The 16921-nt window shown below is 37.5% G+C and carries 14 protein-coding genes; 6 read left to right on the top strand and 8 right to left on the bottom strand.

Annotated features, from left to right (window positions below):
- Positions 1-208: 208 nt before the first annotated feature.
- Both P3U61_RS02010 and P3U61_RS02005 read right to left on the bottom strand, forming a co-directional pair.
- Positions 209-1603: a membrane-associated protein TcaA gene (locus tag P3U61_RS02010; protein ID WP_014613097.1), complete on the bottom strand. Its 1395-nt coding sequence runs from the start codon at positions 1601-1603 to the stop codon at positions 209-211.
- Between the two features lie 106 nt (positions 1604-1709).
- Positions 1710-2174 carry a MarR family transcriptional regulator TcaR gene (locus P3U61_RS02005; RefSeq protein WP_014613096.1) on the bottom strand — a complete coding sequence of 155 codons (465 nt, stop codon included), beginning with the start codon at positions 2172-2174 and terminating at the stop codon, positions 1710-1712.
- Positions 2175-2431: 257 nt separating this feature from the next.
- Between P3U61_RS02005 and P3U61_RS02000 the strand changes: the two genes are divergently transcribed.
- Together P3U61_RS02000 and P3U61_RS01995 are read left to right on the top strand one after the other, a co-directional pair.
- Complete coding sequence (locus P3U61_RS02000) at positions 2432-3268, top strand: YdcF family protein (RefSeq protein ID WP_099991874.1); 837 nt, start codon at positions 2432-2434, stop codon at positions 3266-3268.
- Positions 3269-3398: 130 nt separating this feature from the next.
- Positions 3399-3662, top strand: coding sequence for an AbgT family transporter (locus P3U61_RS01995; protein ID WP_110144909.1), 264 nt, complete (start codon positions 3399-3401; stop codon positions 3660-3662).
- A 42-nt stretch (positions 3663-3704) separates the two neighbouring features.
- Here the strand turns inward: P3U61_RS01995 and P3U61_RS01990 are convergent, their stop codons facing one another.
- The gene (locus P3U61_RS01990; RefSeq protein ID WP_100006715.1) at positions 3705-4394 is read right to left on the bottom strand and encodes an ABC transporter ATP-binding protein; all 690 of its coding nucleotides are present in this window, start codon (positions 4392-4394) and stop codon (positions 3705-3707) included.
- On the bottom strand, positions 4391-5455 hold the full coding sequence (locus P3U61_RS01985; protein ID WP_187532776.1) for an ABC transporter permease: 1065 nt from the start codon (positions 5453-5455) through the stop codon (positions 4391-4393). The genes P3U61_RS01990 and P3U61_RS01985 overlap by 4 nt, the downstream gene beginning before the upstream one ends.
- 845 nt (positions 5456-6300) lie before the next feature.
- Here P3U61_RS01985 and P3U61_RS01980 point away from each other — a divergent pair.
- Both P3U61_RS01980 and P3U61_RS01975 read left to right on the top strand, forming a co-directional pair.
- Positions 6301-6978, top strand: coding sequence for a response regulator transcription factor (locus P3U61_RS01980; protein ID WP_096536321.1), 678 nt, complete (start codon positions 6301-6303; stop codon positions 6976-6978).
- Complete coding sequence (locus P3U61_RS01975; RefSeq protein WP_103263457.1) at positions 6971-8395, top strand: sensor histidine kinase; 1425 nt, start codon at positions 6971-6973, stop codon at positions 8393-8395. Before P3U61_RS01980 ends, P3U61_RS01975 begins: the two co-directional genes overlap by 8 nt.
- Before the next feature lie 318 nt (positions 8396-8713).
- Here the strand turns inward: P3U61_RS01975 and mqo are convergent, their stop codons facing one another.
- Positions 8714-10219, bottom strand: coding sequence for a malate dehydrogenase (quinone) (mqo, locus tag P3U61_RS01970; protein WP_070407369.1), 1506 nt, complete (start codon positions 10217-10219; stop codon positions 8714-8716).
- A 426-nt stretch (positions 10220-10645) separates the two neighbouring features.
- On the opposite strand from mqo, the gene P3U61_RS01965 reads away from it, so the two are divergent.
- A complete protein-coding gene (locus tag P3U61_RS01965) occupies positions 10646-11821 on the top strand; it encodes a glycosyltransferase family 4 protein (protein ID WP_065520369.1) in 1176 nt (391 codons plus the stop codon).
- 467 nt (positions 11822-12288) lie between these two features.
- Here the strand turns inward: P3U61_RS01965 and P3U61_RS01960 are convergent, their stop codons facing one another.
- From P3U61_RS01960 to P3U61_RS01950, 3 genes are all read right to left on the bottom strand, one after another.
- Positions 12289-13893 (bottom strand): L-lactate permease, encoded by a 1605-nt coding sequence (locus P3U61_RS01960; protein WP_063278990.1) that lies wholly within the window; start codon positions 13891-13893, stop codon positions 12289-12291.
- 453 nt (positions 13894-14346) lie between these two features.
- The gene (locus P3U61_RS01955; RefSeq protein WP_096636876.1) at positions 14347-15051 is read right to left on the bottom strand and encodes a hypothetical protein; all 705 of its coding nucleotides are present in this window, start codon (positions 15049-15051) and stop codon (positions 14347-14349) included.
- Positions 15052-15155: 104 nt separating this feature from the next.
- The gene (locus P3U61_RS01950) at positions 15156-15674 is read right to left on the bottom strand and encodes a GNAT family N-acetyltransferase (RefSeq protein ID WP_065520368.1); all 519 of its coding nucleotides are present in this window, start codon (positions 15672-15674) and stop codon (positions 15156-15158) included.
- Positions 15675-15805: 131 nt separating this feature from the next.
- Here P3U61_RS01950 and P3U61_RS01945 point away from each other — a divergent pair, with 131 nt between their 5' ends.
- Positions 15806-16801: an oxidoreductase gene (locus P3U61_RS01945; protein ID WP_015729589.1), complete on the top strand. Its 996-nt coding sequence runs from the start codon at positions 15806-15808 to the stop codon at positions 16799-16801.
- The last annotated feature ends 120 nt before the right edge of the window (positions 16802-16921 follow it).

Raw genomic sequence — 16921 nt, 5'->3', positions numbered from 1 at the left:
TTGATGATTTACATACTTTGTTCTCATTAATACAGTCGATTATGCAAATTGCTAACGCTTCTCGAACTTTCTTGTATCGCTTTTCATGAACCCCAACTGACTCAATATATTTTTAAATCATCAATCCGAAATATCCATACATCAAAAAATGAAGTTCCACTCCAACAACGGACTAGAACTTCATTAGGATGTTATTCACTTTTATACTTTAGTAATTTTGATAGTTCACAATTTTTAAGTGGTTGGCATTTTCATCCCCATCTAATAAATAATGGGATTGAATTGTACGGCCTTGTGCGTCTTCTTTTTCAACTGTCACTGCGTAGTAATCGGCGTTGCGCGAAACATCTATGACTACAGGATTTTTAAATTTATACTGATTTTGACCTTTCACATTCGAACGCATCGCTTCATAATTTGTTGTATTTTCCTTTAAATATTTAGAAACTAAATCAAAATCATGGCTTTCATATGCTTCATTTAACGACGCCGTATACTTTTTGAAAAAGTCCTTGATCTTATTCAATGTATCTTTTTCTTTAGATTGGCGATATTTTTCAATCTCATCTTTATCAAACGACACAGTGATTTTGTTTTCAGATTGGACATCATCTTTTTTAATCACTTCTGTATTTGTTTTAAATGTATGATCGTAAGCTTCACCTTCAGCATAGACTTTAATGTCCTGATTGACTGGAAACGGCCCATAAGTATCATTTTTATTTTGAGCTATTTTTTCGTCATTAATCACCACTTTAATCTCTTTTAAATCACTCACATTTTTAAGTGACAGTTTTACTTGAGCTTCTTTAAAGTCTTCGGTCACTGGAATGGTTTCATTTTTACTATTCACAAAATCAAACTTCAATTGGCCTTCATATGTACCGCGGTCCGTTGTTTTTACAGTATCAATCGCGTAACTTCCTGGTATGAATTGACCTAGCGATACGGATTGTCCTGCTTCAGCGACCACTTTCTTTTGCGCGCCATCTGAATCAAACTCAAACGTCGCCTTTTCTTTCGGCTTCACAATCGCCTGTTTCGTTGGTGCTAAGAAACTTAAATTATCAAAGATTAAATAACGCCGCCCATTTTTACTAATTCTCAACACATCTTGACCTTCACGTGTTTTAATATAAGAGGCTACAGCGGTTTCATGGTTAAGCCCGTCCACAGTGTCGTATACTTCTTTTTCGAACAGTTTCATGCCCACTTCTTGTTTTACAAATTTGATGTAAGTTGACGCTTCTTGTCGGCCTACTTTATTTTCTTTTGAACTTAAAAGGTTGGATACTTTTGCATTATCTTCGTTATTCACCGCATTAATCAAGATTTTCGCTTGAGCTTCAGGAGAATTAAAGTTTCTGAGCAGCAAAAATAAAATAATGAGTAAAATAATAATAAAACTTACAATAGCAATAGGGATGACTTTTTTTAATGACGGTGGTCTTTTATTGTTATTGGAAGATGATGACTGTGCTGCATCTCGTTGTTTAGGTGACTGTGGACTAGGGGTTTTAGAATACAATATTTGATTTTGACAATTTGGACAGACGCTTTGATGTGGTAACTTTTCATGGTGACATACCGCGCATTGACCCATACGTACACCTCCTATTCTATTCATTGAGCTCATTCGTCATATTTTTCTATCATAAAGGTTAACTATAAAAACTGCATCAGACGTGAGTAGTAGCGCACATGATGCATTATAGTTGATTCAATTGACCTTGTATCCGTTCATCAATCAATTCAAGCATGTCTCGTGTTTGTTCAATTTTTTCTAATGGGATATCTGACAACATTTCGTTTGCTAAATTTGCAATTAAATTTCTTGAAGCGCGGACATAATCGATACCCGCTTCAGTCAGAGCAACATATTTCAATCGTTTATCATATTCATATGCCATATTTACCCATTTGACTAAACCTAAATCTACTAACTTTTTTATTCTTCTACTGACTGCCGCTTTATTCACACCTTGACGTAATGTAATCTCTGTTAATGTCAGTGACTTGTCATTAGAAAGCATTAATAACACACTCGATTGTTCATTTGAAATGCCGTATCGAGATCTTAAATCTTTTAATAATCCTGCTGTGAGTGCATTCACATTCGTCATAAACTCACCCATAAACGTCACATGTTGATTCATTAAATTTGAATGGGTCATTTTTCTTCACCGCCTTCATTACAAACAACTATCTTTACCATCGTACCAACAATTATTTTATAAGGGAACCTCATTTTTTGACATTTTTTGTAAAGAATTTAGTATCATTACCGTAAATGATAAAATAAAGGACTTAAAAAATGAATTTACTTCAAATTTTGCTATTAATAAGCTACATTATAATCTTAACATTGATAAAGATAAAGCCACATCTTTTTTTACGCATCCATTCCTTTACGGCGGTTCTATACATTCATATGCTTTTCATCACGATCAGCTACATCACGCATGCCGATCGCCTCATATGGTTAATGATCACTTTAGTCATTGGGTTGATTTTACTTGCGCTAACGCTATATCGGCACATTCAAACATATTGGCACATCATCGGTCGTGTCATCACTTATCACTTAGCGATTGTCGCGCTGATTATTGGAAGTTTATTAGTCATTCCTTTAATACCAGCCGTTTTGACGATTCCTTTTCAATTGTTAGTTCAATTAGCCATCGTCTTTCTCACAGCTTGGCAAACTTATTTGTTCATGACCTTTACATTTTTACACCACCTGCCTCCCGTGACACGTGCCAACATTATCGTTCTCGGTGCAGGCATCTATACAGAAGCTGTAACACCGATGTTAAAAGCAAGGTTAGATCGCGCCATCGCATTGAGTCGCCAATTAGAAAAGTTTCACATTATCGTCAGTGGTGGACAAGGCCCAGATGAACCGATATCTGAAGCACTCGCGATGCAACGGTATTTAATACAACAAGGGATAGCACCGAAGCAAATTACTATGGAAGACCAGTCGACCAATACGCGCCAAAATATTTACTATTCCAAACATTACTTAGCGTTACATCAACAACCACATACCATCATAGTGACGAGTTCATTTCACATTTTACGTGCATTACGACTCGCTGAACGCCAACAACTACATGCGTTCGGTTATGGTGCCCCAACGCCACATCATTGGGTCAGTCGTGAACTGATACGTGATTACAGCGGCTTACTTTTTCAATATCCACGAGTTTGGGCGCTCTTTACTATCGTTCAAGTCGGTATTTGCATTTTAAATATATTTTCTTAAATTTCAGATAAGCAAGCGCATAATTCAGATAGGGTGTGATGTGATGAAGAATAAAAGCGAAAAACAACCCGTAATTTCATTATTTTTAAATCAAGTCGAAAAGTTAAGCACTCGTTGACCTGACCCGATAATGCTCTTCTTTTCGTTATGTATTGTGCTTGCCATTGTGACTGAGGTGGTGTCACAATTGGATACCGCTGTGAAACATCCAGGTACCGACAAAACGATTGCAGCGCGCATTATTTTAAGTCATGATGGCTTTGTGGTGTTTTTGAATGGTGTCTTACTTACCTTTATGATTAACCTATGCACAATAAAAAATAGGGAGTGGGAAACTAAAATGTCCCAATCCCTTCCTATAATTTATGAAAAGATAGTATCAGAGCAAAATTGATATCTCAGTTTCTCCTACTCAAATATGCTCAATACCTCCCTATCAAACTGTCATAGCAGTCGCTGTTTCCATCAATTCACCATCATTAAGGTAAATGATACGATCTGCATAATCAAACAAGCGTTGATCATGTGTTACCATGATACCGATTGCACCTTCTTGACGTACTTGTTGCTTAATCATTTCAACCACTTCTGTCGCACGTTTAGCATCTAGACTCGCAGTAGGTTCATCAGCGAGTAACAATTTCGGCTGATTCATCCATGCACGCATAATGGCAACACGCTGTTTTTCACCACCAGATAACATATGTGGATAAACATTTTCTCTATGGCTCAATCCGATTTCATTTAATAACATTTTTGCACGCTGTTGTGCTGTTTGACGGTCCATCCCCGCTTCTTTACCCACGAGTTCCAATTGTTCATGCACTTTTAAATAAGGAACTAAATGAGAAGCTTGGAAAATAAAACCAATGTCTTTCAAACGTTTGTCGGTTAATGCTTTTTGAGACAAACCACCCAAATCCTCACCGTCTAATTGGATTTTGCCTTCAGTAGGAGATAACAGTCCACCGATAATCGTCAACAGTGTAGATTTACCAGAACCTGACATCCCATTTAAAATAACAAATTCACCGGGTTGCACCTCAAAGCTAATGCCTTTTAACACTTTTGTGGCAGCATCACCTTTACCGAATGTTTTCACTAAATCTTTGACGACTAAACTCATACTTGTCCCCCTCCAATCGCTTCAATAGGATCAATTTTAAAGACACGCACTAATGAAAGTAATGCGCCGACGATAGCTACAATAATGAAAACAACAACGACGAGTAACATCATGCCACTATTAATAAAGAATGGCATTGTGACAGGTAACGTCGCTTTTAACCCTGTAATGAGTAATAATGCGATGATGACCCCTAACATCGTCACGAATAAAATTTGGAATAATAAACTCCATAATAAATGTGACGTTTTAACGCCAATCGCTTTTAAAATCCCAATTTCTGACGTTTTTTGAATGGTCATAACGTAGAAAAATGCTGTCAGTACTATTGCTGTAATCACAAATAAACTTACAATCATCATATTCAGTGGTGCTTGCTCAGCTTGGTAGCTCGGAATCGCATCCGTCAAATCTTGTTTGTTGACGATTTCGATACCAGAAATGCCCTCAATATTTTTGAGTTGTTTTGCTGTGACATCATTTAAAAAGTAAAGTGACGTTGCGACATGTTGACCAGCAATATCTTTGAGTCCTTCATCCGTTGTCATAGCAATATTTGTATGTGCATACATCGCATCATCAAAGAAACCGACGACCTTTAATGTGACGTCTTTATCCTCGATATTGACTTGGTCCCCGATTTGGACACCTTCCCCTGCTAATTTCTGATTCAAAACGACTTCATTTGCTTTTTCTGGTAGGTGCCCTGCTTTTAATGCCGGACGCGCTTCTTTTGGCATCGTCGCAAAAAGCATATCCGTCTTGTTATCTTGATGTTTCATCGTCGCCATTGCTAATTTTAATGGCGTTGATTTAACATTTTCTTCAATGTCTTGTTGCGTTTTCAAATCGATATTTGATTTTTCAAGTTGTTGATCGACATCCTTTTGAATGACAAAGCGTTCTGATTTGAACTGGTCGATCAGTGCGATATTTTCTCTTGCTAAACCTTGTGCTAACCCCGTAATAAAAAGCACCATACTTGCAAGAAGAATGACGATAAATGTAATTAATAAATACTTAAACTTATAAAATTTGAGTTCGTTCAATGCAAGTTTCATACTCATATCTCCCTTTCAATTTCATCTTGGATAAACTATATCGCCCATTTATGAACTGAATATGAACAAGATACATTTTTATGACACACTTTAAAATCGTTATCAACAATTGAAAAATGGGAGTGGGACATACAACTTATCAGCCGCATCACTCATGGGTTTACGATTTATTATTAGAGGATGAATAGGATACAAAAATTTGATGCTATTGATGCAATATGTTTGTAGTACTTACCCTCCCTATAATTTGTGGTTTAAGATTGCCATCATGACTTTCCTTTCGTAGGTGTTGGCCCTTCAACTCACTAACGCTTGATTAAACTGTTACATTTGTTGAGGCGTTAGTCGATTTTGGGAGCAGTACAGAAATCTCATGTGTCACAAAGCTTTCGTTGTACTGCTCCGCAAGGCTGACTCGACTTCTCAAAAGCATGCGCCTTGAGAAGTCAGACATCTACTGCGATAAATAGTAACCTCTATTAAAGTGAAGCACTCACTGTAAGCAGTATGTACACATTCTCTCGCGCGTCTCAGCCTTCTGGTCAATCTTCCATCAAACAGAAGAAACTGAGTTCAAGTGTATGAAATCAAAAAACAATAGCATCATTTTAGTGTTTTATTTCCCTTCATCTTACGGCTTTTTTAAAATCAATAATGGATCGTAACATTTGAATGGATAGAGGTTAGAAAACTTAATGGACATCATATTTCGCGACATGGCTCACACTTTTCATTTCCAATTGCAACTTTGAATAAAAACATTTATGATAGCTTCAACAGCTTCACAACGTTATATACTTATATACCGTAAAGGCTGAAATTGTACCTCAAGGAGGACGGTCAACGTGTCAGTCACATGTTTAATTGTTGATGATGATCCGGAAATTTTGAATTATGTCGCAACACACTTGCAGCATAAAGGCTATCAAGCTGTCACTGTCTTAAGTGGTGAAGCGGCTCTTGAATATCTTGAAAAACATACAATTGATATCGCTATCGTGGACGTCATGATGGATGGGATGGACGGTTTCGAACTGTGCGAAACGTTAAAGTATGACTATGAATATCCCGTCATTATGCTGACTGCTCGGGATGCTCTGAGCGATAAAGAGCGCGCTTTTTTAGCGGGAACGGATGATTATGTTACTAAACCATTTGAAGTCGCTGAACTCATCTTCCGTATTCAGGCCGTGCTCAGACGTTATCAAATTGCGACTGAAACGCTTTTGACACTCGGTAACTTGACGATTGACCAAACACAGCTCGAAGTAAAAGTGGAGACGAAAGGTATGATTTTACCGCATAAAGAATTCGAATTGTTAAGTTTGCTCGTCGCTTATCCGAAGCAAGTCTTTCCGCGTGAACAATTAATAGAAAAAATTTGGGGTATCGATTATGAAGGAGATGAACGCACCGTGGACGTCCATATTAAACGTTTAAGAGCACGTCTAAAAAAACTCGGGGCCAATGTCCATATTGAAACAGTACGCGGCATCGGTTATAAGGTGACACAAGATGCTTAAATCATTGTACTCTCGTTTCGCACTGTATACCTTCACTGTGATGCTCATCAGTTCGTTACTCAGTTTTGAGATTGCTAATATTTACTACCATTTTCAATTAAAAGAGAAAAATGACGCCAAAATCATGGCTACTTTGAAACGTGCCGAAGCGTATAAAGATGTACAAACTAGCCAAAACTTAGACCGTTATTTAGCGTTATTAGGAGATTTGAATTATCAAGTCGTCGCCTATGATAAACAAGGTCATGCAACATATTATGGTGAACCGTTTCGGAAACAAAATTTAACCATATCCGATATTCAACGGGTGCAGTCAGGAAAAGATTATCATGGTATCGGAAACAGACCTTTCAATCCAGTGATTACAGGCTTTTTTGATAATGAAACACGTAATACAGTCGGTACACATTTCACAACTCCCAATGGCAACGTCGCAGTTTTTATAAGACCTGACATTGGCCATGCTTTTGGTGAATTTCGTATCTTTTTACTCGTGCTACTGGTTTTACTTGTCCTATTCTCCATTGCACTCGTCACATGGTCCACATACGCATTAGTGAAGCCAGTCAAACAGTTAAAATATGCCACTGAACGGTTAATGGCTGGCGATTTCGCAACACCTATTGCCGTCACACGACGCGACGAACTAGGTGTCCTGCAACAACATTTCGACACGATGCGACTCGAATTAAAACAACTCGATGATATGAGACAACACTTTGTTCAAAACGTCTCGCACGAAATTAAAACACCTTTAACACATATTCATCATTTATTGACGCAATTGCAACAAGAACATACGACACCCCAGCAAGCACGCTATATTGAACGCATTTATGATGAAACACACCGCTTGAGCCAACTCGTGCGTCAACTGTTGTTATTGTCAGAATTAGATAATGATACACATTTACAATTTGATGATACTTTTTTAGCTAACGCTTGTATTTTAGACATTTTAAAACATGAAAATTATGCCATCGACCAGAAAAATCAAGTTCTTCTCTATGATTTAGAAGCAGTCACCATTCGAGGCAACTCGCGTTTAATCGCTCAAGCTTTCGAAAATGTGATTCGCAATGCTATTAAGTATACAGAGGCGTTCGGTACCATTGAAATCGATCTTACTGCTGAAAACGATCAAATGATTTTAAAAGTACGAGATGACGGCCCTGGCATGAATGATGCAGTAAAACAACGGATTTTTGAACGCTTTTATAAATCTTCTAGCCATACAGATAGCAATGGGCTCGGACTCGCGATTTCCAAATCTATTATTGAACGTCATGGTGGCCGTATCGAAGTAGAGAGTAAAATCGATCATGGGACGACGTTTACTATTTTCCTTCCACGTATTGATGCATCTCAACCTGCTCAGTCATCATCGGTGTGGCAAAAAGCATCTAAGAAAGTGTAGAATGGTTCAGCATAAATACTTTATACATCACAAAACACAAGATGTATTTGCGTTTTGTGATGTATAAGAATAAGTAACGATTGTCATCTTCACCTGCTTTGACAGTGCCGCTCTCACAGATTGCAAAACCGTACAAGACTCCTCATCAAGCTGCAGTCGAAAGTCCACCAACGCTTGATGTAACTATTTCATCAAGCGTTGGCTAGTTGAGACGGTAGTGCCTTGGAAAACGAAGCATGATTAAGCAATTTGTTGATTATTTTATTATCGCAAAAAAGCAGTGAAGCCATATCGCCTCACTGCTTTGTTATCTACAAATTAACTTAATAACGCACCCGATTCATCCAACTTCAAGTTTTCCGAAATCTCATGATTCAATTGCTTAAACAACGCAATATCATCCGTCAAACGGACACCAAACGACGGTACCATCTCTTTCACTTGTGGTTCCCATTGCTTAAACTTGTCTTTGAACGCACGTTGTAAAATATCTAACATGACTGCAACTGCTGTAGATGCCCCTGGTGAAGCACCTAACAATGCCGCTAATGTACCATCTTGAGACGTAATGACTTCAGTCCCAAATTGTAATGTTCCTTTGCCTTTATCATCTGTGTCTTTAATCACTTGAACACGTTGCCCTGCGACAACCACTTGCCAATCCTCATCTTTCGCTGTTGGCACAAATTTTCTTAAATCATTCATTCTTTCTTTATTAGATAACAATACTTGTTGAATTAAATATTTCGTAAGACCCATTTCTTTAGCACCCGCTGCTAACATCGTTGCAACATTATTCGGTTTCACAGACTTAATTAAATCAAAATAGGATCCTCTTTTTAAGAACTTTGGTGAAAAACCTGCAAACGGTCCAAATAATAAAGCACGTTCTCCGTCAATATAACGCGTGTCCAAATGTGGTACAGACATCGGTGGCGCACCTACTTCAGCTTTACCATATACTTTCGCCTTATGTTGATGCGTAATTTCTGGTTTTTTACATACTAAAAACATACCACTGACTGGGAAGCCACCGATACGCTTCGACTCGGGTAACCCTGTTTTTTGAAGTAACGGTAAACTTGCACCGCCCGCACCAATAAATACAAATTTAGAAACGACTGTAAAGACACGATTTTCTTTTAAGTCTTTAATTTTAACAGTCCACATGCCATCACGATGTTGCTTTAAATCGAGTACTTCATGTTCGTAATATAATGAACCGCCTTTAGCTTCTAGATTGCTTAACATTTTATGCGTCAATGCTCCAAAGTTCACATCTGTTCCTGATTCATCACGTGTCGCAGCAATCGGTTCACCGTCTTGTTGTCGACCTTCCATCATTAAAGGCACCCATTTTTTCAACGTTTCTTCGTTATCTGTAATATCCATGCCCTGGAATAATACATTTTCCCGCAATGCTTTCACACGTGCTTTTAAGAAGTTCACGTTTTTCTCCCCTGTAACGAAACTCATATGTGGTACCGTGCGAATGAAACCCTCTGGTTGTTTAAGCTGACCATTTTTTACAAGGTATGACCAAAATTGTTTCGAAACTTGATACTGTTCATTAATTTTAATGGCTTTTGTAATGTCGACTGAGCCATCTTCTTTTTCACTTGTATAGTTCAACTCACATAGTGCAGAATGTCCTGTGCCCGCATTATTCCACACGTTAGAACTTTCTTGTGCACATTTATCTAAACGTTCGAAAACATTAATATCCCATTCAGGCTCTAACTCTTTTAATAATGTTCCTAATGTTGCACTCATGATTCCGCCACCAATAAGTACAACATCTGTCTTGTTATGTAAGTTTTTCATAACAATACAGACCCCCTTTTTCGTTTTAAATCGTTCACAGCATCCTATGTTGTCAAATCCATCTGTTACATTCATAAAGTATAAAAATATTTCGACTATTCCAATTGATTATACCTGATATGAACTGTTATCCTTTGCCTCAGCCTTACATTTCATAGCGATAAAAAAATCATGCGTATGTCATGAAAATGTTATCCGATAACACAATAGGCCAATAATTTAATTATATACCTTAATCATGTAAGAAAAAAGCGATTCCGTCTAATTTGTGAAATTTTCATTAAATGCATTTGAAAGAAATTTTGTACCTATTTTCATTTCAAACAGCTACATGAAATGAATTACATATTACATTCACAATTCATTAACACTCCACATTTCAGCAGTGCTATAATGAAGAAAAAGTAACTAATCGAGGGATGCGTCATGAAGTCTATCACGTTTTTAATGCACAATATTTTTGCTGTTGGCGGTACAGTTAAGACGATTACCAACCTTGCCAATCAATTGGTTCACCAAGGACATCAAGTCACGATTATTTCAATTTTCAAATCGAAGCAACAACCGTATTTCGAACTTGATTCCCGCGTCACAGTTAAGTCATTAGTTCATTATCAACTTGGCTTACGAAATCTCATCCCACTCGCAGCAAATCGCATTCGTAAGTTTACACCATTGTTAAAACCCAAATATTTAACACAATACGAGCCCGGTTTTCGTCAATATTCGAGTTATATTGAAAAAAAGATGATTCGCGCCATCCAAAATGACACGTCAGATATTTTTGTCGGTACGCGTGCCAGCCACAATCTTCTCATTGCACGATTTGCAAAAGGCCATCAATTAACTATCGGGATGGAGCATATGAACTTGGATGCACATCGCCAAGAGTTGAAAGAAGAGTTATTGACTTATTATCCACATCTCAATGCAATAACGACTTTAACTGAAGCTGATAAACAGCGCTATACACAATATTTAGATGCACCGATTTTTGTCGTTCCAAATATGATTGATGAAAAGCGCCATCATATTATGAAGAAAAACCAAATCATCGCAGCAGGTCGTTTTGAATATGAAAAAGGATTTGATCTCCTTATTCAAGCTGTTTATGAAATCCAAGAAGATTTGCGTGACTTTGGTTATACTGTATCAATTTTTGGAGATGGTAGTGAGAAAGAGGCATTACAACAACAGATTAACTTTTTACGATTACAAGACCTTGTCTTTTTACGACCAACGACACAACATCTCAGTACGTATATTGCAGAAAGTAAGATTACATGTATCCCCTCACGTAATGAAGGTTTCGGCATGACGATTTTAGAGGCGATGAACCAAGGCAGTATTGTCGTAAGTTTTGATGGGAATACCGGTCCGAAATCACTGATTCAACATAGCCGTAACGGTTTCTTAGTGCCGCATCTTCAAGTGTCAGCACTCGCCATGCAGCTCTTAGAAATTGTGGAATATGGACATTCAAAATATTTAAATCCTATCATTCAAAGTGGCTATCAAACAGTGGAACAGTATCAGCCTGAATCCATTTATAATCAGTTTAAAACAGCCATGGATCATGTAATTGCAACACAATCATCATGACTGATTGAAAATGAGGCTTGGAGAATTTAATGATCTCTCAGCCTCATTTTTATATGTATTAAGCGTAGAATTATTTGCCATTACCTCGTGAATCATACGTAATCAATGACGTATGAGGACAAATTCACTGCGCATTGCATCCCTCAAGCATTTCCCCATACCGCCACAAAAATTAAGTATTTGATTTTAGAAAAGAGCGGCTTATTATGTTTTTCCCTCTTCCAATTAGATGTACTCAACCTAGATTGTAAGCACCATGCAAGACTCCTGAGGCATCAGCTGAAACGAAAAATCCAATTCGACTTACAACGCATGTACACTTAAATCAAGCCGAATTTTGTTGAAGTTTCAGCCCTTCAGAAAGCGTAACACAGTTCAAGCAAGGCAAGAATTTTTCATCTATCTAAAAAAGCACGCAAAAAGGACTGACATAGCCAACAAAATCAGCCATATCAGTCCTTCAATCATTAACCTAAAATTAACGATAAAATAAACGTCCAAATACACCAGAATATCAATAAACCGACACTATATTTTAAAGTCATCTTCAACAACTCTGACTCTCTACCTACTTGTTTTACGGCTGCAGTCGCAATCGCAATAGATTGTGGAGAAATCAATTTCGCAATCGCACCCCCTGCAGTGTTAGCGCCAACAAGTAATGCACCACTTGTACCAACTTGAGGCGCAACTGACGCTTGAATTGGTGCGAATAATGCGTTGTTGTTCGTAACTGAACCTGTCATAAACACGCCAATCCAGCCGAGAATTGGTGATAAGAATGGGAAGGCTGCTCCAGTTTTTGAAATACCTTCACCCATCGCGCTTGTTAAACCACCATATGTTGTGACTTTCGCAATGGCTAAGATGAAACAAATTGTTAAAATCGGTAACCATAATTCTTTAAACGCTTCTACAAACAATGCACCGGCACGTTTAAAGTTGACTTTTGACGAAATTAAAACCGTAATAATACCGGCAATCAATAACGCTGTACCTGTTTGATTTAAAATGTTGAATGTTAACATAATCGGATGACCCGAAATATCATTCATTGTTCCTGGAATACCAAATTTAACATTCATAAATGATAATGCGCCATCTTCCAAAAAGAGGCCTTTAAATGCTTTTGAGCTCCAAATTAATACAAGAATTGTTAAAATAATGAATGGACTCCATGCAAATACGACTTCTTTGAAAGAATGATGTTTGACTTCCATCTTTTCTTCGCCAGCATTTAAACGGAAAATATTTTTCGGTTGGAATTTTTTAGAGAATAATGCTAATGCACCCATTGAAGCAAGTGGTGGAAGGATATCCACTAATTCAGGACCGAAAAATTGGTTAAAGAAGACTTGTAATACAACAAATGGCACGACTGTTACAATAATCGCTGGTAATGTTTCTTTAATCCCTTTAAATCCGTCGATAATAAAGACTAATAAGAAAGGTACAATGACACTTAAAATAGGTAAACTTAAGTTTGTCGCTTGAGCAACGTCTAATGCTGATACGTCACCTTTTAATGCTAATGTATCGATAACAGAAACTGGTAAACCAATAGCACCAAATGCACCTGCTGCACCGTTACCTACTAAACAAAGCATTGCAGCTTGTAATGGTTTAAATCCAAGTTGAATCAGTAATACCGCACAGATTGCGATTGGTACACCGAATCCAGCTACACCTTCTAAAAATGCGTTGAACGCAAAACCAATTAATAACAATTGAATACGTTGGTCTTCAGAAATTGTCGTGATACTATCTTGTACAATAGCAAACTGACCTGTCGCCACTGTCACTTTGTATAACCATACGGCCATCATAACGATAAAGCCAATTGGTAAAATACCTTGATAGAAACCTTCTAAAATACCACCAGAAGCAATGCCTACTGGTAATTTAAATACAACTAATGCAATCACAAGTGTGACGACGAGTGTTGTAATTGCTGCATAAATCCCTTTCATTTTAAACACTGTTAAACATAACAAGAATAAAATGATTGGAATACTTGCAACCAATGCAGAAATTGCAAGATTGTGAAATGGATCAAAATGCTCTACTAACATCTCTTTTCATCTACCTTCAATATTTATTTTTTATGCGTCAATCTCCATGAGGGGGCATGTGATTGATTTCACATAAAATATACCACGTCAATACAATTAATTCAATAGTGCTTGTGAATAATTTCCCAATGCTTGTAGAATACTATTTATTCGTGTCACCAACATTTAAAAAGTGTATTTATTACCCTACAATGACGTTTATTTTAGATTATATAAGTTGTTTTTTCTAATTGCAATGATAGATTTCAATATCATAAAAATGCAAAGTTAAAAAATGCTCATTCATTTTATACTATATGTTTATTTTTCACTTTTCACTATCAAATCAAATCTCTAAATTCTAAAATTCTATCGCATTATTCATGAAGCGCAACAAACATGTCAGCTCATATGTTGAAAAAATAAAAAAAGGTTAAGCCGCTCATGTGCCTAACCCTTTTTGTGCAAAATTCATTATTGACGATACGCTGGGTCTACAATTTTCGCATGACCAGTCCCATCTACTGTCACGATTGTATATGTACCCGGCTGTGATTGGTTGATAAAACTAAACATGTAACTGTAACTGTTACCATCACCTTGTAATGCATAGTCATTATAAGGATTGTTTTGACCATTTAATCGATTTACTTCTGCTTGTGCACTGTCGAGTGATGTTTGGAAGTTCGGAAGATGTCTCAATGCTTGTTGACGGTCAACTTCTTGACGTACAATATTTTGAGCTACAGGTGTCACATTTTGTCCTTGATATGGGGCGACGTATTTCGGTTGTGATTGTGAAGATGATTGAGACGTTTGATTTTGACCATTTCCGTTGCCATTTGTCGCATTATTTTGCTGATCTTGTGTTGAAGATTGTCCTTGATCCGCCTGATTTTGATTTTGTTGTGACTCAGTTGTACTTTGCCCATCATTAGTACCTTGGTTGACGTCTGATGATGACGCACCGTTGTCGTTAGATTGCGTATCTTTTGCTTTGTTGTCCTTCTCTTTGCTGTCTTTCGCTTTATTGTCTTTTTGCTTGTCTTGATCTGCTTTCTTATCTTTTTGTGTTGTTTGATCTTTGTTCGACGACTGATCTTTGTCCTTACCTTCGTCGTCAGAACATGCTACGAGCAATAACGGTACAATCATCAAGCTTGCCAATAATCTTTTCATGATGCTTCCTCCTCATTCAGTAAATGATATAGAAAAAACCTATCACTTTTTTATACACTTCACACTGAATACTAAACATTTCCGGCAAAATTTTCAAATAATTTTTATAAATCTTTCTCCATAATCCAATCTTCGTCGATATGTTTTCCCATCTTAAATGGGTGTACACCTGTTTTAACAAGCCCTTGTTTCAAATAAAAGTTAAGTGCCGGACGATTCTCTTCCCACACACCTAACCATAGCTTGGACTTTCCTAGTACATTTTTTACAAAGTCACATACAAAATCAAATAGCCATTGTCCCAATCCTTGCCCTTGATAATCAGGATACAAATAAATCCGTTGAAGTTCTGCATACTGTATCCCTTTTGCTACCGTTTGCGCCGCTCCAACATTCACTTTCACGTAACCGACTATTACATCATCGTTATATAAAAAGAAAAAGTGCATATCCGGATCTTCTAATTCGGCCGTTAACTTCTTTATAGACATCTCTTCCGCAAAGTAACTGTCAAATAATGCTTGTTCATAATCATTGCGATACGCCGCATAAAACGTATCTTTACTTATCTGTTGTAACGTGGCGACCTCCGTCACAGTTACCTTTCTTAATTCATATCCCAACGTCTTGCCTCCCCGCTTTTTCTTTTATTGTACACGAGACACTTCACTTCAACGAGCAAAAGCAATCTAATTGTCTTTCATGAGCGTTTTTGGTAAAGTGTGAACGAAAAAATTTGAGGAGGCACATGCATATGACAGAAACATTTAAAGCTTTTCGCGTGACTCATGATGAAGACACATTGTCTGCAGATTTCACTAAGCTTACGTTAGATGATTTGTCTGAAGGGGATGTCACAATTCGTGTACATTATTCAAGTATTAACTATAAAGATGTACTCGCTACAAAATCGAATAATAAAATCATTCGCAATTATCCGATTGTACCTGGCATAGATTTGGCTGGTGTCGTGATGGCTTCAGACCACCCGTCATTTAAAGAAGGCGACAAAGTCATTGCCACGGGTTATGACCTCGGTGTGAATCATGACGGTGGTTTTAGTGAAGTCGCACGTGTGAAAGGTGATTGGTTAGTTCATCTCCCTGAAGACTTAACGTTAGAAGAGGCAATGATTATTGGTACTGCAGGTTTTACAGCAGCGATTTCTATTCAATTGTTAGAAGACAATAAAATTACAAGTACTAATGGTCCGGTACTCGTCCGTGGTGCTACAGGTGGTGTCGGCGTAATGTCGGTCATGATGTTAAATGCAATTGGCTATAAAGTTATCGCAAGTTCTGGTCAAACTGAACATCATGCGCAATTAAAAGCGTTAGGTGCACGTACGGTTATTCCTAGAATTGATGAAGTGACTGACAAAGCACTCGCTTCAACAGAATGGCAGGCGGCGATTGATCCTGTCGGTGGTGAAACTTTAACTGAAGTGTTAAAACGTATTCAACGTCACGGTGCAGTTGCCGTTAGCGGTAATTTAAGTGGTGCTGAATTCACAAGTACAGTCTATCCATTTATTTTACGTGGTATCCGACTTTTAGGTGCAGATTCAGTCGCTTTTCCAATGCAACGTAGACAACATTTATGGCGACGTCTTTCTAAAGATTTAAAACCTGCAAAGTTGCATGACATTAAAACGGTGGTCCCTTTTAGTGAATTGAAAACGTATTTAGCAAAAGCAGAGAAACATGACTTTTTAGGTCGTATAGTGGTTGATTTACGTCCTGAAGCTTAAAAATATAACATGAGTTGCTTCAGAAATGTGATACCTGTCACACTTTTGAAGCAACATCGTCCAAAGTAATGGGAGTCTAACTTTGTCGTATCAAAGCATATGATTAATAGTTGACAAATA

The organism is Staphylococcus pseudintermedius, assembly GCF_034042775.1.
In the GTDB taxonomy this organism is placed as follows: domain Bacteria; phylum Bacillota; class Bacilli; order Staphylococcales; family Staphylococcaceae; genus Staphylococcus; species Staphylococcus pseudintermedius.
The sequence above is the reverse complement of the archived record's forward strand: the minus strand, read 5'-3'. Positions and strand labels throughout refer to the sequence as shown.

Bases quoted from the DNA above. Each gene is read 5' to 3' on its own strand.
- P3U61_RS02010 (WP_014613097.1), bottom strand. From the start codon at position 1,603: ATGGGTCAATGCGCGGTATGTCACCATGAAAAGTTACCACATCAAAGC.
- P3U61_RS02005 (WP_014613096.1), bottom strand. From the start codon at position 2,174: ATGACCCATTCAAATTTAATGAATCAACATGTGACGTTTATGGGTGAG.
- P3U61_RS02000 (WP_099991874.1), top strand. From the start codon at position 2,432: ATGCTTTTCATCACGATCAGCTACATCACGCATGCCGATCGCCTCATA.
- P3U61_RS01995 (WP_110144909.1), top strand. From the start codon at position 3,399: ATGCTCTTCTTTTCGTTATGTATTGTGCTTGCCATTGTGACTGAGGTG.
- P3U61_RS01990 (WP_100006715.1), bottom strand. From the start codon at position 4,394: ATGAGTTTAGTCGTCAAAGATTTAGTGAAAACATTCGGTAAAGGTGAT.
- P3U61_RS01985 (WP_187532776.1), bottom strand. From the start codon at position 5,455: ATGAAACTTGCATTGAACGAACTCAAATTTTATAAGTTTAAGTATTTA.
- P3U61_RS01975 (WP_103263457.1), top strand. From the start codon at position 6,971: ATGCTTAAATCATTGTACTCTCGTTTCGCACTGTATACCTTCACTGTG.
- mqo (WP_070407369.1), bottom strand. From the start codon at position 10,219: ATGAAAAACTTACATAACAAGACAGATGTTGTACTTATTGGTGGCGGA.
- P3U61_RS01965 (WP_065520369.1), top strand. From the start codon at position 10,646: ATGAAGTCTATCACGTTTTTAATGCACAATATTTTTGCTGTTGGCGGT.
- P3U61_RS01960 (WP_063278990.1), bottom strand. From the start codon at position 13,893: ATGTTAGTAGAGCATTTTGATCCATTTCACAATCTTGCAATTTCTGCA.
- P3U61_RS01955 (WP_096636876.1), bottom strand. From the start codon at position 15,051: ATGAAAAGATTATTGGCAAGCTTGATGATTGTACCGTTATTGCTCGTA.
- P3U61_RS01945 (WP_015729589.1), top strand. From the start codon at position 15,806: ATGACAGAAACATTTAAAGCTTTTCGCGTGACTCATGATGAAGACACA.